Origin of the sequence: Flavobacterium sp., assembly GCF_027482425.1 — a bacterium.
In the GTDB taxonomy this organism is placed as follows: Bacteria; Bacteroidota; Bacteroidia; order Flavobacteriales; family Flavobacteriaceae; genus Flavobacterium.
Genome location: NZ_JAIXWA010000054.1, coordinates 90,197 through 108,052 on the forward strand (window position 1 = coordinate 90,197; position 17,856 = coordinate 108,052).

Consider the following 17,856-nt stretch of genomic DNA (forward strand, 5'->3'; position numbering starts at 1 on the left):
TTACGTCAAACCCATGCGTATTTCTAAAATTTACATACCGATTCTTTTTTTCTCCTGTGTGGCGTTAGGGATCATCATTGGTGGACTCCTGAATTATCCTATTCCAGCCAAAGCGTCAAAGCAAGAGTACCGCAGTAAACTCAATCGGTTATTGAATTTTATTGAAAACGAATATGTAGATGAGGTCAAAACCGATTCCATTGTCGATGTTACGGTGACGGGTATTTTGGCCAATTTAGATCCGCATTCGGTCTATGTAACACCCCAAGAACAAACCCTATTGGCCGATAATATGCGCGGCGATTTTGTGGGTATTGGGATTAATTTTTACACCTATAATGATTCGATAGCGGTAATCAAACCCATTCCAGGGGGACCCGCAGCGAAAGCAGGAATCCAAGCGGGTGATCGTATATTGTATGCGGGAAAAAAACCCTTATTTGGAAAAAAATTGAAATCCGAGTCGCTGTATACTATCTTAAGAGGCGAACCCTTATCCAAGATTCAATTAACGGTGTATCGGAAGAAAACCCGCAAAACGTTTACCACCCAAGTGGTTCGGGACGTCATCCCACTGAAAAGTGTTGAAGTTGCCCTTCTTTTGGATGGACAAACGGGGTATATCAAAATCGAACGTTTTGCCGAAACCACTGGCGAAGAATTTCATCAAGCATTGCTCCAGTTAAAAAAGAAAGGCATGCGTGCGCTCATTATTGATGTACGCGAAAACGGCGGCGGCGTCATGGAATCAGTGATTGCTATTGCCGATGAACTGCTTCCCGAAGAGGATCTAATCGTTTTTACGAAAAACAAAAAAGGGGCGGTTGAAAAAAAGTATGCTACCGAAAAAGGCTTGTTTGAATCGGGGAAAGTAACCGTATTGATTGATGAAAATTCAGCGTCCGCGAGTGAGATTCTAGCCGGTGCCATTCAAGATAATGATCGCGGTCAAATTGTTGGCCGACGCTCTTTTGGCAAAGGATTGGTTCAGCGCGAGATGAATTTTGACGACGGTTCGGCGGTACGTTTAACCGTAGCACGTTATTTTACCCCCAGTGGTCGTTCGATTCAAAAACCTTACAAAAAAGGGGAGACCGAAGCCTATCACGGCGAATACGAGCACCGCTATGAATCGGGGGAACTTACACAGCCCCAAAAAGTTAACGTAGCCGATTCGCTCAAGTTTAAAACTAAAAAAGGGCGAACCGTGTATGGGGGCGGAGGTATTGTGCCCGACGTTTTTGTTCCTCTTGAAAGTGCTGTAGGCGAAGAAAATGTAGCGTATGTGTTGAAAACGGGTATAGTAGGCCATTTTGTGTTTGAACAATTGGACAACAACCGGAATCGATTTGCGGGTTGGACCTTTGAGCAATTTCAAAAAAACTATGAAACTACAGCCGACTATTTGCCTGAATTTGAAACATATATGGAAAAGTCGGGACTGCAAATGCATTGGGAAAAAAGTAAACCGCTGGTGCGGCGGTACATAAAAGCCGAATTTGCACGGCAGTTGTTTGGGGATACGGCCTACTACAAAGTCATTCTCCAAGAAGACCCCATGTTAAAAAAAGCAGGAGTTACGCGTGTTCATTAGTGGTTCAAACTATCATGCACTTGCACCGGAATCCCGTCGTTCCATTCGGTCAAAATATCAGTCGCTACTGAGGCGCCACTTCCTGCGGCTATAGGTAACTGACTACGCCAGCCGGCCAATGTTCCACAAACATACAGCCCGGGTTTTACTACATGATCGGTGTTGCGCAATTGCAATCGGTTTTTGTCGGGATGGGCTTTTTGATGCGGGATAATAAAGGATGCCAAGCCCGCAATAGGAAACGGATTTCCAGCGCCAATCGCAAGGACTACACGACGGCTCTCTAAGGTTTCCCCCGTATGGGTTGTTAGTGTAAAGTGATTCAAATCGCCCGAGATCGCCGTGATTTTAAGATTTTCGAGTTGAATGACATGCGGGTAGGAGGTTGCCAAATGCGTTTTACTCTCCACCAACAACGAAGCTCCTGTGGTGCCCGCCGCAATCCCATAGGCATTGTGGAACACTGCATTTTGTAACGAAGACGCTTTTTGGTGGGTAAGCACGCCAATTTTTTTGTCCGCAGCAAAAGGTTTGTGCTGCGCCGAACCCAAAAGTAAGGCACACGACATTCCCGAGACGCCACCGCCAATAATGAGTACGTCAAACATGTTATTGGTTTTTCATTTTCTCTTCGATGCGCTTCGACATTTTGAAAATCAAAAGAATAAAAATAGCGCAAAACGAAGCTACGATTCCGATCAAAGCAACCAAACTGTTCCCTTCTAACGGACGGTCAAAATCCAACATCATCACATTAACGACCACTAATGCAATGGCAATAAAGATTAATAAAGTGGTAAAGATTTTCATTGTTTTACTTTCTGACGACAAATTTAATCATTTCTCGTTGTACTAAAAGAGGGCTTTAACATTAGAGGCAAATAATTTAACAGCAATCGCTAACAACACCACCCCAAAGGTTTTTCGAATCACACCCAAACCATTTTTACCCAAAAACTTTTCAATTTTTGCCGACGATTTCAAAACGCCATACACCAAAATCACATTCAAAAAAATGGCAATCACAATATTAATCGAAGCAAATTGCGACCGAAGCGAAAGTAAGGTAGTCATCGTGCCAGCCCCCGCAATCAACGGGAACGCCAAAGGCACTATCGAGGCCGAGGTATGGGCTTCCTCTTTGTAAATTTTGATGCCCAAAATCATCTCCAAGGCCAAAAAGAACAATACAAACGACCCCGCCACAGCAAACGAATACACGTCTGTGCCAATTAATTTCAAAAATTCTTCCCCAGCAAACAAAAAGGTAATCATGATGATGCCCGCTGCCAACGACGCTTTTTCCGACTCAATAGTTCCAAATTTCTGGCGTAAATCCACGATAATCGGAATCGTGCCGACAATATCAATAACCGCAAAAAGCACCATACTAATGGTCGCAACCTCTCTAAAATCTAAGCCCCACATACCCGTTGAAATTTTTTGCAAAAGTAAGGCATAAAAAAAGAGCTAAAATTTAAATTCCCGTTAAATTTCAACCCCTTGATAGTGACACTTTTGGGCGCTCCCCCTCGGAATGATGTTGGCGATTTCTATCCGTTTTTTCGTCCTAGGGGTCAGGTCGTCCGTTGCAAGTCCGCGCTCGTTCCTCGCTGTGGGCTTTTCACTTCCACCCTTAGCGCGGTAGGGAATGTTATAAATTTTGAATTTTAAATTATAAATGGGCGTGTCAAATCACCATCCCCCCTTTAGGGGCTAGGGGGCTACCGACAACCGACAACCAATCCCCCTTTAGTGGCTCGGCGCTAGGGTTCAGTAAGCAGTCTTCTAGTACCTAGAAAGTAATATCTTTGCATCAAAGAAAAATACTATGTTTCAACTCGGGAAAACCATTGTGTCGGAGGATATTTTAGAAAAAGACTTTGTGTGTAACCTTACGGCTTGCAAGGGCGCCTGTTGCGTCGATGGTGATGCTGGGGCTCCCCTTAGTGCTGAAGAAACCAAGATTTTGGAAGATATTTATCCCAAAATTAAATCCTATTTGCGTCCCGAAGGTGTTGAAGCCATCGAACGCTTGGGGACATGGGTGGTCGGAACGGAGCAAGATTTAGAAACGCCCCTCATAGACAACAACGATTGTGCGTACGTTATTTTTGACGGACAAACCGCCTTGTGCGGGATTGAACAAGCGTATAATGAAGGCATCATCGATTGGAAAAAACCCGTTTCGTGCCATTTGTATCCCATCCGAATAAAGGATTTTACGGAATTTGCCGCGGTGAATTACGACCGTTGGGATATTTGCGATCCAGCGTGTGCACTGGGCAATGAATTGCAAGTGCCCGTATATAAATTTGTGAAAGAAGCGTTGATTCGTCGTTTTGGTGAAAATTGGTTTGCCGAATTGGAAAAAGTAGCGGAAGACTTGAAAAAAGAAAAATAAAAAAAGCCTGAATCATTTATTCAGGCTTTTTTGTGAAGAAGTTGAAGCTCAACCGACTTATCAGTCATACAGAGCTTTTTTACTGAATTACTGACTACTTTTATCCAAGAACGTTCAAGGTAGATTTATTAAAATAGACATCGTATTCCCCTACCTCATATTCTCATCTTCTTTTGGTTGGGTTTGCGGGTTAATATGACCAATTTTTATCTATTTCTATAATAAAAAATAGTCAAAAAGGGAAAAGAGTAAATAGAATGAAAAGTTTAATTAAAATAATCTTAGAAACATTAAAATATACTATACAATTTCTATATAACGAACTTCATCACAAACCTAATTGGCTATGATTTTAGGGTATACCTTTTTTTGTGATTCATCGCACTCACTTGTTTAGTATTTATATAACACTAAACAAAATGCAAATTCACAATTATAGATTGTAATTAGCTCTAACCTTAAATTATGATTTACAATTTATAGGAAAAAACATATATTTGGCATTATTTTAATTAAAATTATAATTTATGGGTAAATGTATTTGGTGTTCAAGAGAGTATGCTTCGTACGACCGTTATCGCACAAATGCTGCAAAAAATTTTGGATCTTTTTGCTCAATTAGATGTGAAGCTACTGCTAAATCACATGGAGTTGAGGGAAAAAAAGGATGTTTTATCGCTACAGCTGTCTTTGATGACTATAACCATCCTGTTGTTTTTGATTTAAGGCAATTTAGAGATAATTGGCTAGAAAAGAGAAGTTGGGGTGTAAAATTTATTTCAAAATACTATTTATATAGTCCAAAGCTAGCAAACATTATTGCAGATAATTTAACCCTTAAAAAATTCACAATGTTTTTTTTAATCAAGCCATTACATTTTATCGTAATTAAATTAAAACTTGATAAAAAAAATTAATCAAGATTTTTTAGATTTAAATCAAACAGATGATAATTACATTTTAGTTTATGTATTTAACCTATATGCTGAAAAAGGGTATTGCGGTTCAATCGTTGCTGGTCCTGTCGTAAAAAGATTAGTAGGAAATATAAAAAATAATCTTTTTCACAAAAACATCATTAAAATTTATAGCCATAACTCCACTTAAAATGAGAGCCTAAGGTTGTTTTATAATTGTTAAAAAAAACCTTAACCCAGATAAAATAGGGGTTAAGGTTTTATTTTAGTGGAGAAGATGGGGCTCGAACCCACGACCTCTACGCTGCCAGCGTAGCGCTCTAGCCAACTGAGCTACATCCCCTATAATGCGTTGCAAATATAGTAATTTAACCGTCAACCCCAAATATTTTTTTGAATCCTAAAGAATTGCATACTTAAAGCAAAAAAAACACTGATTCATAGTAAATTATCGCAAATTTATTCATAAAATTGTGCTTCTTTAAAAAAACAACGTACAAACTATTAACCTCTACCGAAAATGAAAAAAATTACTCTATTGACGGCCTTATTGGTTTCTTTTTTGGGTCAGGCACAAATCATTGCCTCTCAAAACTTCGATACGGCTTTAGGCTGGACTACCACCACAGCCACCAGTGACGCGGGTACAACCATCAATGCTTGGTCTCGCAGAACGGCGGGAACCAACCCAACGTGTGCTACTTTTGCTGGTGCAGGGATGGCACGTTTTGCGTCGTATTCTATTCCAAACAACGGAACGGGCCGCCTTACGTCACCAGCGATAACTTTTGCTGGGGCAAATTACCGTGTAAAATTAAAAATGTTCCGCGATTCAGGGTATCCAACGGATGCGGATAACATCCAAGTTTTTTACAACACCACTTCAGCAGCAGGAGGGACTTTGTTAGGTACCGTTAACCGTTCACGTCAATTGGCTCCTATTGTGCCCGCCGATGGTTGGTACAGCTATTCTTTTGATATTCCTGGAACAGTTTCGGGTACAGGGTATATCAATATCTTGGGAACTTCAAGATACGGAAACAACATCTTTATCGATGAAATCACGGTAGAACAAATTCAAGCTATTGATGCTGAAACGGCTACTGTAGATATGAATGCAATCGTATTGGCCGGTTCTAAAGTGATTACAGGTTCGATCAAAAATATGGGAACTTCTGCCATCAACGCAATGACTGTAAATTGGCAAATTGGTACGGGGACTATTTATTCACAAACTTTTTCTGGATTGAACATTGCGATGGGACAATCATACACGTTTACGCACAATGACCAATGGAATGCTACCCCAGGAAATTATGTATTAAAAGTTTGGGTATCCAATGTGAATGGAGCAGGAAATGACGGAGATACAACGAATGATATGGTAACCAAAAACGTTTCTGTAGCTAGTGGTTCTACGGCACGTCTTCCTTTGTATGAGAAATTTTCGAGTTCAACATGTCCTCCTTGTTTTTCGTTTAACACCAACTTCTTTTCTCCTTTTTATACCACAGGAACCAACCAAAATAATTTAGCGTTGATATCCTATCAAGTGAACTGGCCTGGTGTTGGGGATCCTTATTATACTCCAGAAATCGGTGAGCGCGTAGGCTATTATGGGGTTACCGGTGCACCTACTTTATTTGTAGACTCTAAAGAAGGGACTAACTTTAATACAGCACAATTGCAAACTGCATTGGATGTAGCTTTAAGTGAGCCAGCATACTTTGGGATTAACGCGACACGTTTATTGAACGGATCTGATTTAACAGTGAACGTAAATACTACGCCTTATCTATCTGGAAATTACACGATCCATGCCGTTGTAGTAGAAGGAGTGACTACAGGTAACGTTGCTACCAACGGAGAAACATCCTTCAAAAATGTGGCCATGAAAATGTTGCCCGATCCAAGTGGAACTCCAGTTAACTTTACTTTTAACACGCCAACAACCCACACACTACAAACAAATTTAAGCGGATTGAATATTGAAGAATTGTCGGATATTAAAGTTATTGTATTCATTCAAAATGTAGCTACTAAAGCAGTGATGCAAGCCGCTTTTGCAACAGATGCATTATCTAATGGCACCTTTACAGCACAAAATTTCGCACGCTTATTCCCCAATCCTTCCAATGGAATTCTACAAGTAGCGACAGAAGGTACTGTAAATATTACGGTTACTGATATGACTGGAAAAGTAGTATATCGTGCTAACGCCCTTGAAAATGGAGGTCAAATGAATTTGACTTCTTTACAAAAAGGCATTTACTTAGCGACCATGACCAATGAAGCAGGCGCTACACAAACTCAAAAAATTGTATTAAACTAAATAATTAACGGGGAGATTTGCCGTCTCCCCATTAACACTCCCCAAAAAATAGATTATGAAAAAGATTGCTCTCTTTGTAATGTTAGCCATGATGGGTTTTACCCAGGCACAAATTGCAGTTACCCGTCACAATAATACGCCAGTTGCTTCAGGTCAAGTGATAGCCTTTAATTCAACGCTGTATCCACAAGGCTCGTTGGATTTTTACGTTAAAAATTTATCGACAACAGCCTCGGTGAATGTGCGCATTAACTGTACTTCTTTGGTCAATACGGACGGTCAAGGTTTTGAATTGTGTTTTGCTAATGAATGTTTATCTTCAGTGGAAGAAGGAGTGAATTATCCAGTTAATCTTCCTTTTTTGACACTACCTCCGGGTGGGCAAAGCGGCAATGATGGACACTTTTACAACACCGTATTAGGTTCAGCGCCTTACCCTAAAGATTATTCCTTCCGTTTTTTCCAAGCGGGAAATCCTTCGGGGAATTTTGTTGACGTAACGTATCGTTTTGACCCAGCGCTTTCGGTGGAAGAAATCGAGCAGCTACAGCAAAATGGGGTGTTGATCAAAGCTACCACCTTTACTTCAGAATTAACTTTGGATGTCCTAAAGGCGTCACAAGTTCAGGTATTTGATGTTAATGGAAAATCAGTGTTACAGCGCGATTTACCGTATGGGATTCATACTTTAGATACCAGCGCATGGCAATCAGGAATGTATATTTTACAATTCACCGATACCTACGGAAATACAGGTACAAAAAAAGTGATTAAAAACTAATTAATTTATAGAACCTTAAAAAGAAAGACCTGTTTAAGCAAACAGGTCTTTTTTATTTTAAAAACTATTGATCCATTGCTCCACCAATTGTAGCCCTTCACGATGTTGCACTGAGCGACCAATGGCCGGCATGATATAAAACATATCGGTAGTGGTTTGCATGCGGTAGTGGAGAATCGATTGACCCACATTGTTGGGTTGTACAATGCGTCCATTGTAGCCAGGTAACGTGTGTAAAGCACCTACCCCAACGCCCATGTTTTCAGGGTCGCTCGTGTCTGTATATTCCATACGTAAGGGATGCACTTGCGCTTCTCCTCCCACACGGTGGCAATGGGCACAGTTGGCATCAAAATACGCCCGTACGCGTTCGGTAATCGGTAAAGAGGTGTTGTTGTAGTTCGGAACTGTAGTTATCGACGAAGGCAAATTAGACTCCAAATACCCTGCATTAATCCATTGCGTCAGTTGGTTTTGTGTTCCCAAATAATTCCAATTCAGATTTTGAGGTTTGATGCCAATCGGTGTTTTTTGTTGCGTCACCAAATCCCCGTGGCAGCGGTTACATTCTACCGTTGTATTGGGGGTTCTATAATTGAATGTCAACGTTTCACTTCCTTGTTGAATCGTGAGTGTGCGAGAAGTACTTGCCGTTTCTAGAAAGGCTTCCGTTTGTTCAGGATTCCAAATGTATTCTGCAAAAATCCAGCCTGTACTTTTTCGAATCATCACCCGTGTTTCAATAATTTTTGTAGTCAATCCGGGCAGGACCGTGTTATAGTAAAATACCTTAACCAATGCAGCACCCACAGGCAAATTCAACACTTCTCGATCGCTTACATAACTTGCTTTGGTATTGTTGGGCATCCAAACAAAACGTTTTTTCAGCGCATAATCTGTAAAGAGTTCGCTGGAGGGTTGGTAAGGGAGTACTCCCATTGAGGGGATTAAATTTTTTAATTCCCCTTCAAAAAAACGATAATCCGATAGTTTAGCATAGGGTACCTGCGAAAGGTCGCATTGCACCGGACTTTGAGGTATCGCAGTATAATCAGCATCATTCGACGAGCAGGAAATCAGTAGCCCTACTATAATAAGACTGAAGAAAATACCTTTTAGTCGAATCGGTTTCATTAAAAAGAAGTATTAAACGTTAGCGTGAGTCCAGAACTTTCAGGAACAAAACGACAAACACCACCCACACAAACTAAACCGCCGCGTTGACGGCCATAATTAATGCCTAAGCGGGTCGCTTTATTTCGGAAAGCTCCACCAATGTTGTAATAATGATTTCGGTAGTGACTCAAATCATTACCATAGTTGTACAAATCATATACATACATCGAAAACTTGGAATTAAAGTTGAATTCAACCGTAGCGGCAGCCCAATTTTTTCGATCGTAATCGGCCCACATATGTTCACCCATGACGCGTATGGATTGCCCTTTATCAAATTTGTAAATGGCTTCCCCAGCCACGATATGGGTATTCACTTCCCCAGCAGCATCTTCAATATACTTTCGGTTGTAATATTGCTTGATATAACTTACCTGAGTAAACCACTTATTGGTCCATTTTTTGGTGATTTCAAAATTAAAATCCGAGAACATCCGTTGGCCAAACCCTAAGAAATCGGTATCATAATCTTGCGGATTGAAAATGAAAAAAGTACCACTTAATGCATTGTAATTTGAGAAATTCATAGCCACTTTAGTCCCGTATTTTCCTCCCAAGGCCGTTCCTTTTTTAAAGTCGTAAAACATATCGATTTGCCCTCCAATTTCACCCGCTTTAACAAAGTCAGAACCTGCCAATAGTACATTGGGTTGGGCTTGATAGACATAAATATTGGCCAAATTGTAATGATGTTGTTTGGTCAAACTGGGAATAAAATTCATGATTCGATCGTTGAATACATTTCCTTTGGCACCCCGTTCTGAGAAGAATCCCATGTTTTCAAGACGTCGAAATGTACCATCAATACCAAACCCTTTTTTGGAATACCCCATATTCAATAAAATGGCGCTTCCGGGTTTGATCAAGCGATTGTCTATTTGTCCTGGCGCTTGTACAACTGCATCAGGCGATTTATAATTATATTCCCCCGATAAATAGAAGGATTGGTGGGTAAGACTGATGCGTCCGGCGTAGGCATTCGTCAAGGCATCAAAATTAGGATTTACAATGTCCGTTTTTTCATACCGTCCTACATAACTTCCGCCCAAACTTAAGTCAGTCGTTTGCCATTTAAAAACTTTAGAGAGTCCCCATTCAAAGTCCCCGCCAAAAATTTGTGCATCGGTCACATCAAATCCCGTACGTTGCTGTCCATAAACCATTTTTAAGGTAAAATGAGCTACAGGTTTTAAAATCACCTTTCCACCACGCAAGGCATTGTTAATTCCTAAAGCACGGTCTTCCCAACTTCTAAACAGTAATCCACTGCCAAATTGTTCATAAAAATATCCTGCAGTAGCTTCCAATAGATTTCCTTTGTATTGCACAAAATAGGTGGCTACGTTGGTTCCGTTGAATTTCGGATTCATGTTTAACAAGGCATTTTGCTCATACGCCTCGCCTTGAATGCCAAAGGTCCATTTTTTATAGTTGTAATTAAGAAATAAATAACTGTTGGAGCGCAAAGGTTCCTCGGGTTGCGCGGTAGGATTGTTAAACTCGTCTTTGAGTCCCTTGTCGTTCAAATACCATTGGGTGTTGGTTTCAAAGCCACCACTTAGCACCCCTGAAGCATTGGTGTTGTTTTGGGCATGGGTCAAAAGAGAACATAATAAGAAACCGATGCAAAAAAGGCCAAAAAAAGAAATGTTTTTCATGAATTATAATTGCTTCAATTTGGCTAATAATGCAGCTTCACTTCCGGGGACATAGCCATTTTGGATATGCACGATTTGTCCGTTTTTAACCACAATTGTATAGGGTATATTCACAATGGTCAAGGCTCTTTTTAAATCTTGATTGGTATCCAACAAAATAGTATACGGCCATCCTTTTCCATTCACCAAAGGTTTTACTCTTTTTTGAGTGCGCGCATCGTCGGTAGAAACTGCGATAACCTCCAAATTGAGTTCTTTTTTCCAGTCCTCAATAACATCATTCAACTCGTCTAATTCATTAATGCAAGGGCCGCACCAAGTCGCCCAAAAAGAGATGATGTATAGCTTATCTTTTTCTACAAAATCGCGGTTTAACACCACCGATTTTCCTTCCAGATTGGTTAGTGTAACTTCAGGTAATGTGCTTTGTGCAGTTGTTAAAAAACTAGAAAGCAAGAGTAAAAAAAATATATTTTTCATTATTCACGGGTAAGGTGCTACAAATAAATAAATAATATTATAAATTTTAAAAGATTTTTCTTTTTATTTGTATGCTTTAAATTTTAAATGGAATTTGCTATGAAATTTAAGATAACAACGGCCTTTTTGGCAATGGTTTTGCTCCTCGTTTCCTGTCAAGATACCGAGATTATTGAAAACCGACCGGATGGATCGTCAACTGCGCCTCCTATTTCTGGATACTTCAAAAAAAATGTCTTGATTGAAGATTATACAGGAACATGGTGTGGGAATTGCACCCGTGTGGCTTGGGCTATTGAAGAAGCTAAAGTGGCATCAAATAAAGTAGTTTCTGTGGCGATTCACAATGGAAATGACCCTTTCCATTTCCAAGGGATTGCGCCATTAAAGAATTTAATTTTACCCAATTCTCCCTTGGCTTTGCCTGTTTCACGATTAAACCGTATGATTGTTTGGGGCTTTCCTGAAACATCCAATGTGCAACAAGCATTAGATTTAACGTCCAACAATTCGACTATTGGATTGGCTATGAATTCTACGGTTGCCAACGGGAATATAAATTTGGATGTTAAAATAAAGTGTTTAGACGATTATCAAAATCTTAAGTTAGTGGTGTATTTGTTGGAAGACAAATTACTTTTTAACCAACGAAACTACTACAATGATTTGTACAATGGGGTAAATCCTATACCAAATTTTGAGCACAATCATGTGTTGCGTGCCTCGTTAACGAATATTGTTGGGGAATCAATCACAGGAACCGTGAATGGGGCAACACTCACCCGCAATTTCTCTATTCCTATTCCTACGATAACGCCACCCTCTAATTTTCCGAATGCGCCTCAAATTAACCCGCAAAACATCAGTTTTGTAGCCTTTGTCACTCGTGGGGAAGACAATATAGTGATTAATGCACGGGAGGCGAAAGCCAATGAAAATCAAAATTTCCAAGAAAATCCATAAAGAAATACCTCAAAGGCTGTTCGAATTGAATAGCCTTTTTTTATTGAAGAAATCCTTGTTCTCATGAATTTTTTAGTGTTATTCCTTCAATCGGGCATCGGGAAAAAACCTCAAGAAGCCCCCGATAACGGGTATGCAATCGGCGCTTGGATTGGAAACTTATTGCCTTTATAGTTTTAGTAGGCTTGGCTTACGTGCTTTATTACCGTTCTAAAAACCGAAAGGATTAGAATAAAACCGTATTTTTGTCGGGTAAAATACCAGTATGAGTACCATTCGAATCACCAAACAATTTAGTTTTGAAACCGGACATGCCTTGTATGGCTACGATGGAAAATGTAAAAACGTTCACGGACACAGTTACAAGTTATCGGTCACCGTTATTGGTCAGCCGATTACCAATACGTCAAATGTGAAATATGGAATGGTGATTGATTTTACCGATTTAAAAAAAATCGTGAAAGAAGAAATAGTCGACGTGTTTGACCATGCTACCGTATTCAACCAAAATACGCCCCATGTAGAATTGGCTCAGGAGCTACAACAGCGCGGGCATCATGTTATTTTGGTCGATTACCAACCTACGAGTGAAAATATGGTGATTGATTTTGCCACAAAAATCAGCAACCGCCTTCCAGCGAATATCCAACTCTTTTCGTTACGATTACAAGAAACGGAGACGTCTTATGCCGAATGGTATGCGTCTGATAATGCGTAAGTATGGCCAAAAAAATCTATTTTGCTTCCGACCAACATTTGGGTGCTCCGACTGCTGAAGCGAGCTTTCCGCGCGAACAAAAGTTTGTGGCGTGGCTGGACACCGTGAAGCAAGATGCGGAAGCGATTTTTTTGCTCGGGGATTTATTTGATTTTTGGTTTGAATATAAAACGGTTGTACCGAAAGGCTTTGTGCGTGTTTTGGGCAAGTTGGCAGAAATTCGCGACAGCGGGATACCGATTTATTTCTTTGTAGGGAATCACGATTTGTGGATGCACGATTATTTTGAAAAAGAACTCAATATTCCCGTATATCACGACAATAAACAATTTACGTTCCACGGCAAGTCGTTTCTCATTGGGCACGGCGACGGTAAAGGGCCTGGCGACAAAGGCTACAAACGCATGAAAAAAGTGTTTACCCATTCGCTTTCTAAATGGTTATACCGCTGGTTGCATCCCGATTTTGGAGTGAAATTAGCCCAATACCTTTCGGTCAAAAACAAATTAATTTCGGGCGAAGCCGATGTAAAGTTTTTGGGGGAAGACAACGAATGGCTGGTGCAATATTGTAAACGAAAATTGGAGACCCAGCACTATGATTATTTTGTGTTTGGCCACCGTCACTTACCCATGACCATATCTTTAAACGAACAATCGACCTATATCAATTTAGGGGATTGGATTGGGTATTTTACCTATGGGGTTTTTGATGGAACCCAAATGACCCTCGAAAAATTTGAACTATAATTTCCGGCCAATCAAATTGACGGCAGGCGTGCGAATCAAGCTTTTACTAGGCTTTTTGTAAAAGTAAAATGCAAAATCATAGTTGATCCAAACATTGGCATTGAACAATTCTTCCGTTTCTTTTTGGGTAATGGCATCACGGTATTTCGTATAAAAGTTGTTTTCGTCCGAACATTGAAACTTGACTAAGGTTTGCTCTTCCAATGGCGGATAAATCACCGTTTGATTCCCGTCAAAATAGTCGACTAATTCAATGGAAACTAAAATCTCTTCCCCTGGAGTTAAGGTATAATCGATGGGCGTATTAATTTTGTTTTTTTGTTTGGAATCTAAGGTTTGAACGGGTGAAATATATACAGGAATGGCATACAAGGGATGAATGTTTGTGCGTTGTACAATGTCTTTATTTACAACTACTTTATAAAATAGAACACGGTATTTCGTGGGATGTACCACCTTTTTGACATGCCATTGCACCGCTTCCAGTGCCAAGTCAAACGCTTGATCATTCGTTAGTACTATTCCAAAAAACAATTGCTTTTGCAGATACATACCTCTAGAATGGGGTAAAATGCGGTTGTGTTCGCCCAAGGTAATTTTTCCGGGAAGGGAACCTACCACCACTTCATCCAATTCGTAGATTTTTTTCTTGAGATAAATCACATCGGTTAGACTATCTCGGGAATAGCCTTTGGGTTCGAAATTGAATTTGGAAAAAACTATAGAATCAAAAGAAATTTGGGGTAAAGTGATCGGTTCTTTCTCGCTTGAAAAACCTACGAAGACGATCTTTTGTTGGTGAAAAAGGTAGAAATTGACTTCGGGTAGAAACGCACTGGTTTCTTCATCCAGAGGCAGGATTCGTTCGACTTGCCCCGAAACAGCAAAGGTGATGAGGAAAAAAAGGCTGAGATAAATTATTTGTTGGATTCGTTTCATGGGTTGAAGTTACGGTTTTTACCTTCATGATTTGAAAATGATGCGTCGCTACAGCCGCGATCGTCCCGAAGTTTCGGGAGCATCCCCCGATTTTTGGGGATATAGCGTAGAGCGGGATCGTGTTGCTAAGAACGATGGGGTTATTGCTGCCTAAAAATTATAATTCTTCAATTTTTTTATGAATGTCCAATTTCCGGAAGGAAGGCGAGAGTAATCCCGTAGCCGTCACAGTTAATAGCGTCATTGTGCCGCCAAAAACTACAGCCGTTACAGTGCCCATCAATTTGGCGGTAACACCGCTTTCAAAGGCACCCAATTCATTGGATGAACCCACAAAAATGGAATTTACTGAAGCGACTCTTCCGCGCATGTGATCGGGGGTTTCGAGTTGTAAAATAGTTTGGCGAATGACCACTGACACACCGTCAAATACGCCACTAAGAAATAAGGCGGCTACCGACAGCCAGAAGTACGTCGAGAGACCGAAGACAATCATACACATGCCAAACAGAAATATGGCCACCAACAATTTCATACCCGCATTTTTGTTCAACGGAATATAAGCCGCTAAGATCATGGTAAGAAACGAACCCACAGCGGGAGCCGCGCGTAAAATGCCAAACCCTTCGGAGCCAACGTTTAAAATGTCTTGGGCAAAAACGGGGAGTAGTGCGATGGCACCCCCGAAAAGCACGGCGATCATGTCAAGTGTGATGGCGTTTAAAATCGTTTTGTTTTGAAATACAAACCGCACTCCCTCTTTTAAACTTTGCATCATGGGTTCGCCAATTTTTGTATTTAATATGGGTTTCTTTTCTATTCGAGTGAGAAAAAGTAACGCTAGAACAGTACATCCGAATACAATGCATAACGACCAATGCACCCCAAAATACCGAATGGCAATTCCCGAAAGGGCGGGCCCAGTAACGGCGGCGATTTGCCATACCGAACTACTCCAAGTGGAGGCGTTGGGATACACTTTTTTCGGAATTAACTGGCCCAATAGTGAAAATACGGAGGGTGTGATAAAGGCGCGCACCAATCCTCCACAAAATACCAAAGCATAGATGGCATAGAGCAGATTTTGTGCCGCAAAATGTGCTTTAATTTCGGGGAGGGTTAGGGCAAACAAACCCAGGCTGATGAGTGAAAAAGCGATTAAACATTTGACCAACAGGCTTTTCTTTTCGTTTTGATCGACGATATGTCCCGCAAACAGCGCCATACTCACCGCGGGGATGATTTCCATGAGTCCGATAATCCCCAGCGAAAGCGGATCTTTCGTCATGGAATACACTTCCCATTCGATGATGACAAACTGCATCGACCAAGCAAAGACCAAAGCAAAACGCATGAGGAGGAAGAAGTTAAATTCGCGAAAGCGCAGGGCTTCGTAGGGGTCGTTTTTAGTCATGGTGCTTGCGTAAATCTTTCAAACGGAGTTGTAAAGTTACGGAACCGTTGAATTCATTTTCATCCAAACAGAAAACCGCATCCATTTTTTGTCGGTTTTCAATCAAGGTTACCTTATCGCCTAAGCCAAAACCTACAGCGCCTATCGTTTCAGAGGTGCCTTGTTTGAGGGTTAATTTCAAATGCGTTTCGTCGCTACCAATGCGTTTGCCATAGCCTGTGTCGTAGAGGTTTTTGGCGAGAAATGTTGGCGTCATATTGCCCGGACCGTAGGGTTCAAATTGTTTTAGTAGCCGCATTAACTTGGGTGTGATTTCCGAAAATTGGATTTCGGCATCGACCGCCATTTCAGGAGTTAAAAGATGGGGGTCGATAGTGTTTTTGACGACTGCTTCGAAAGCGGCTTTGAAGGCAGGATAGTTTTCTTCATCCAAAGTCATGCCCGCTGCATACATGTGTCCACCAAACTGAATAAGGTGTTCACTACAGGCCTCCAGGGCTTCGTACAAATCAAAACCTTTGACCGAACGGGCAGAGGCGGCTAGTTTATCGCCACTTTTGGTAAACACGATGGTCGGACGGTAATAGGTTTCTGTGAGGCGTGAGGCCACGATACCGATGACGCCTTTGTGCCAATTTTCTTGGTAGACCACAGTGGTAAAACGATCGGTTTCATTCAATTCCTGAATTTGTTTCAAGGCTTCTTCCGTGATGGTTTTGTCGAGTTCGCGGCGGTCTTTGTTGTGTTGCTCGATATCGGTGGCAAACTGAACCGCTTGTTCTAAATTCATTTCGGTCAACAAACTTACGGCGGCGTTCCCATGTTGTATGCGTCCTGCGGCATTAATGCGTGGTGCAATGATAAACACGACATCGGTTATGGTGAGTTCGCTTTTCTTGACTTGAGTCAGTAAGGCTTTGATGCCAGGGCGCGGATTTTCATTGATGACTTGTAAGCCAAATTTGGCCAGTACCCGATTTTCACCCGTGATGGGTACAATGTCGGCGGCGATAGCGGTAGCCACCAAATCGAGATACGGAATTAGGTCGAATAGCGTTTGCCCACGCCGTTCCGACAAAGCTTGGATCAGTTTGAATCCCACACCACATCCACAGAGTTCGTCATAGGGATAGGTGCAATCGTCGCGTTTGGGGTCCAAAACCGCCACCGCATCAGGAAGCGTATCTCCGGGACGATGGTGATCACAGATGATAAAATCGATGCCTTTGGCTTTGGCATAGTTGACATGGTCGATGGATTTGATACCGCAGTCCAAAGCGATGATCAAGGTCATGTTATTATCCTCGGCAAAATCGATTCCTTGGAACGACACACCGTATCCTTCAGCATAACGATCAGGAATATAGGTGGCCACATTGGGATAAAAACTGCGAAGGTACGAGGCCATCAGCGACACGGCCGTGGTTCCATCCACATCATAATCGCCAAAAACGAGGATGTTTTCTCGGTTATTAATGGCTTGTTCAATGCGAACTACGGCTTGTTCCATATCTTTCATGAGATACGGATTGTGTAAGTCGTTTAGGGTAGGGCGAAAAAATCCTTTGGCTTCTTCGTAGGTGGTGATGCCTCGTTGGACTAATAATTGGGCAACAAGTTCATCGACATGCAGTACGTCCATCAAATGGCGTACGGCTGTGGGATTCGGCTTTGAGTGAAAGTTCCAGCGCATAAGAGTTAGGTTTTAAAAGGTTGGCGTATATAAACATG

17 protein-coding genes and 1 tRNA gene are annotated in these 17,856 nt (G+C 41.2%); 8 read left to right on the forward strand and 10 right to left on the reverse strand.

Going from position 1 to position 17,856, the window contains the following annotated elements:
* Positions 1 to 13 precede the first annotated feature (13 nt).
* Positions 14 to 1,594: a S41 family peptidase gene (locus tag Q0037_RS07720; RefSeq protein WP_297517061.1), complete on the forward strand. Its 1,581-nt coding sequence runs from the start codon at positions 14 to 16 to the stop codon at positions 1,592 to 1,594.
* Here the strand turns inward: Q0037_RS07720 and Q0037_RS07725 are convergent.
* The 3 genes from Q0037_RS07725 to Q0037_RS07735 are packed head-to-tail and all read right to left on the reverse strand — an operon-like array spanning position 1,591 to position 3,022.
* Positions 1,591 to 2,202 (reverse strand): FAD-dependent oxidoreductase, encoded by a 612-nt coding sequence (locus Q0037_RS07725; protein ID WP_297517062.1) that lies wholly within the window; start codon positions 2,200 to 2,202, stop codon positions 1,591 to 1,593. The two genes, Q0037_RS07720 and Q0037_RS07725, sit on opposite strands and share 4 nt — an antisense overlap.
* A gap of 1 nt (position 2,203) precedes the next feature.
* Positions 2,204 to 2,404, reverse strand: a complete 201-nt coding sequence (locus tag Q0037_RS07730; protein ID WP_297517063.1) for a hypothetical protein — start codon at positions 2,402 to 2,404, stop codon at positions 2,204 to 2,206.
* Positions 2,405 to 2,446: 42 nt separating this feature from the next.
* On the reverse strand, positions 2,447 to 3,022 hold the full coding sequence (locus Q0037_RS07735) for a MarC family protein (RefSeq protein WP_288041442.1): 576 nt from the start codon (positions 3,020 to 3,022) through the stop codon (positions 2,447 to 2,449).
* A gap of 403 nt (positions 3,023 to 3,425) precedes the next feature.
* On the opposite strand from Q0037_RS07735, the gene Q0037_RS07740 reads away from it, so the two are divergent.
* Together Q0037_RS07740 and Q0037_RS07745 are read left to right on the forward strand one after the other, a co-directional pair.
* Positions 3,426 to 3,998 carry a DUF3109 family protein gene (locus tag Q0037_RS07740; protein WP_297517064.1) on the forward strand — a complete coding sequence of 191 codons (573 nt, stop codon included), beginning with the start codon at positions 3,426 to 3,428 and terminating at the stop codon, positions 3,996 to 3,998.
* 527 nt (positions 3,999 to 4,525) lie between these two features.
* Positions 4,526 to 4,915 carry a CFI-box-CTERM domain-containing protein gene (locus Q0037_RS07745; RefSeq protein WP_297517065.1) on the forward strand — a complete coding sequence of 130 codons (390 nt, stop codon included), beginning with the start codon at positions 4,526 to 4,528 and terminating at the stop codon, positions 4,913 to 4,915.
* Positions 4,916 to 5,184: 269 nt separating this feature from the next.
* Here Q0037_RS07745 and Q0037_RS07750 read toward each other — a convergent pair.
* Positions 5,185 to 5,258, reverse strand: a tRNA-Ala gene (locus Q0037_RS07750).
* 177 nt (positions 5,259 to 5,435) lie between these two features.
* Here Q0037_RS07750 and Q0037_RS07755 point away from each other — a divergent pair.
* Together Q0037_RS07755 and Q0037_RS07760 are read left to right on the forward strand one after the other, a co-directional pair.
* The gene (locus Q0037_RS07755; RefSeq protein ID WP_297517066.1) at positions 5,436 to 7,247 is read left to right on the forward strand and encodes a T9SS type A sorting domain-containing protein; all 1,812 of its coding nucleotides are present in this window, start codon (positions 5,436 to 5,438) and stop codon (positions 7,245 to 7,247) included.
* 55 nt (positions 7,248 to 7,302) lie between these two features.
* On the forward strand, positions 7,303 to 8,028 hold the full coding sequence (locus tag Q0037_RS07760; RefSeq protein ID WP_297517067.1) for a T9SS type A sorting domain-containing protein: 726 nt from the start codon (positions 7,303 to 7,305) through the stop codon (positions 8,026 to 8,028).
* 57 nt (positions 8,029 to 8,085) lie between these two features.
* Here Q0037_RS07760 and Q0037_RS07765 read toward each other — a convergent pair whose 3' ends face one another.
* Genes Q0037_RS07765 through Q0037_RS07775 form a run of 3 tightly spaced genes read right to left on the reverse strand, consistent with a single transcriptional unit; the run spans position 8,086 to position 11,342 of the window.
* Positions 8,086 to 9,162 (reverse strand): hypothetical protein, encoded by a 1,077-nt coding sequence (locus Q0037_RS07765; protein WP_297517068.1) that lies wholly within the window; start codon positions 9,160 to 9,162, stop codon positions 8,086 to 8,088.
* Positions 9,162 to 10,862, reverse strand: coding sequence for a DUF6029 family protein (locus tag Q0037_RS07770; protein WP_297517069.1), 1,701 nt, complete (start codon positions 10,860 to 10,862; stop codon positions 9,162 to 9,164). The genes Q0037_RS07765 and Q0037_RS07770 overlap by 1 nt, the downstream gene beginning before the upstream one ends.
* Positions 10,863 to 10,865: 3 nt before the next feature.
* Positions 10,866 to 11,342: a TlpA disulfide reductase family protein gene (locus tag Q0037_RS07775; RefSeq protein WP_287784638.1), complete on the reverse strand. Its 477-nt coding sequence runs from the start codon at positions 11,340 to 11,342 to the stop codon at positions 10,866 to 10,868.
* 99 nt (positions 11,343 to 11,441) lie between these two features.
* Between Q0037_RS07775 and Q0037_RS07780 the strand changes: the two genes are divergently transcribed.
* The 3 genes from Q0037_RS07780 (at position 11,442) to Q0037_RS07790 (ending at position 13,772) form a co-directional block, all read left to right on the forward strand.
* Positions 11,442 to 12,305 carry an Omp28-related outer membrane protein gene (locus Q0037_RS07780; protein ID WP_297517070.1) on the forward strand — a complete coding sequence of 288 codons (864 nt, stop codon included), beginning with the start codon at positions 11,442 to 11,444 and terminating at the stop codon, positions 12,303 to 12,305.
* Between the two features lie 265 nt (positions 12,306 to 12,570).
* Positions 12,571 to 13,023: a 6-carboxytetrahydropterin synthase gene (locus Q0037_RS07785; RefSeq protein ID WP_297517071.1), complete on the forward strand. Its 453-nt coding sequence runs from the start codon at positions 12,571 to 12,573 to the stop codon at positions 13,021 to 13,023.
* A 2-nt stretch (positions 13,024 to 13,025) separates the two neighbouring features.
* Complete coding sequence (locus tag Q0037_RS07790) at positions 13,026 to 13,772, forward strand: UDP-2,3-diacylglucosamine diphosphatase (RefSeq protein WP_297517072.1); 747 nt, start codon at positions 13,026 to 13,028, stop codon at positions 13,770 to 13,772.
* Here the strand turns inward: Q0037_RS07790 and Q0037_RS07795 are convergent.
* The 3 genes from Q0037_RS07795 to recJ form a co-directional block, all read right to left on the reverse strand.
* Positions 13,767 to 14,711 carry a hypothetical protein gene (locus Q0037_RS07795; RefSeq protein WP_297517073.1) on the reverse strand — a complete coding sequence of 315 codons (945 nt, stop codon included), beginning with the start codon at positions 14,709 to 14,711 and terminating at the stop codon, positions 13,767 to 13,769. The two genes, Q0037_RS07790 and Q0037_RS07795, sit on opposite strands and share 6 nt — an antisense overlap.
* Before the next feature lie 157 nt (positions 14,712 to 14,868).
* Entirely contained in the window at positions 14,869 to 16,125 is a 1,257-nt protein-coding gene (locus Q0037_RS07800) for an MFS transporter (protein WP_297517074.1), read from the reverse strand.
* On the reverse strand, positions 16,118 to 17,818 hold the full coding sequence (recJ, locus tag Q0037_RS07805) for a single-stranded-DNA-specific exonuclease RecJ (RefSeq protein WP_297517075.1): 1,701 nt from the start codon (positions 17,816 to 17,818) through the stop codon (positions 16,118 to 16,120). Before recJ ends, Q0037_RS07800 begins: the two co-directional genes overlap by 8 nt.
* Positions 17,819 to 17,856 lie beyond the last annotated feature (38 nt).

What these genes read in the sequence shown, in the direction of transcription:
- Q0037_RS07785 (WP_297517071.1), top strand. Translation starts at nt 12,571, where the DNA reads ATGAGTACCATTCGAATCACCAAACAATTTAGTTTTGAAACCGGACAT.
- Q0037_RS07765 (WP_297517068.1), bottom strand. Translation starts at nt 9,162, where the DNA reads ATGAAACCGATTCGACTAAAAGGTATTTTCTTCAGTCTTATTATAGTA.
- Q0037_RS07760 (WP_297517067.1), top strand. Translation starts at nt 7,303, where the DNA reads ATGAAAAAGATTGCTCTCTTTGTAATGTTAGCCATGATGGGTTTTACC.
- Q0037_RS07745 (WP_297517065.1), top strand. Translation starts at nt 4,526, where the DNA reads ATGGGTAAATGTATTTGGTGTTCAAGAGAGTATGCTTCGTACGACCGT.
- Q0037_RS07780 (WP_297517070.1), top strand. Translation starts at nt 11,442, where the DNA reads ATGAAATTTAAGATAACAACGGCCTTTTTGGCAATGGTTTTGCTCCTC.
- Q0037_RS07800 (WP_297517074.1), bottom strand. Translation starts at nt 16,125, where the DNA reads ATGACTAAAAACGACCCCTACGAAGCCCTGCGCTTTCGCGAATTTAAC.
- Q0037_RS07725 (WP_297517062.1), bottom strand. Translation starts at nt 2,202, where the DNA reads ATGTTTGACGTACTCATTATTGGCGGTGGCGTCTCGGGAATGTCGTGT.
- Q0037_RS07720 (WP_297517061.1), top strand. Translation starts at nt 14, where the DNA reads ATGCGTATTTCTAAAATTTACATACCGATTCTTTTTTTCTCCTGTGTG.
- Q0037_RS07755 (WP_297517066.1), top strand. Translation starts at nt 5,436, where the DNA reads ATGAAAAAAATTACTCTATTGACGGCCTTATTGGTTTCTTTTTTGGGT.
- recJ (WP_297517075.1), bottom strand. Translation starts at nt 17,818, where the DNA reads ATGCGCTGGAACTTTCACTCAAAGCCGAATCCCACAGCCGTACGCCAT.
- Q0037_RS07775 (WP_287784638.1), bottom strand. Translation starts at nt 11,342, where the DNA reads ATGAAAAATATATTTTTTTTACTCTTGCTTTCTAGTTTTTTAACAACT.
- Q0037_RS07740 (WP_297517064.1), top strand. Translation starts at nt 3,426, where the DNA reads ATGTTTCAACTCGGGAAAACCATTGTGTCGGAGGATATTTTAGAAAAA.
- Q0037_RS07795 (WP_297517073.1), bottom strand. Translation starts at nt 14,711, where the DNA reads ATGAAACGAATCCAACAAATAATTTATCTCAGCCTTTTTTTCCTCATC.
- Q0037_RS07730 (WP_297517063.1), bottom strand. Translation starts at nt 2,404, where the DNA reads ATGAAAATCTTTACCACTTTATTAATCTTTATTGCCATTGCATTAGTG.
- Q0037_RS07770 (WP_297517069.1), bottom strand. Translation starts at nt 10,862, where the DNA reads ATGAAAAACATTTCTTTTTTTGGCCTTTTTTGCATCGGTTTCTTATTA.
- Q0037_RS07790 (WP_297517072.1), top strand. Translation starts at nt 13,026, where the DNA reads ATGGCCAAAAAAATCTATTTTGCTTCCGACCAACATTTGGGTGCTCCG.
- Q0037_RS07735 (WP_288041442.1), bottom strand. Translation starts at nt 3,022, where the DNA reads ATGTGGGGCTTAGATTTTAGAGAGGTTGCGACCATTAGTATGGTGCTT.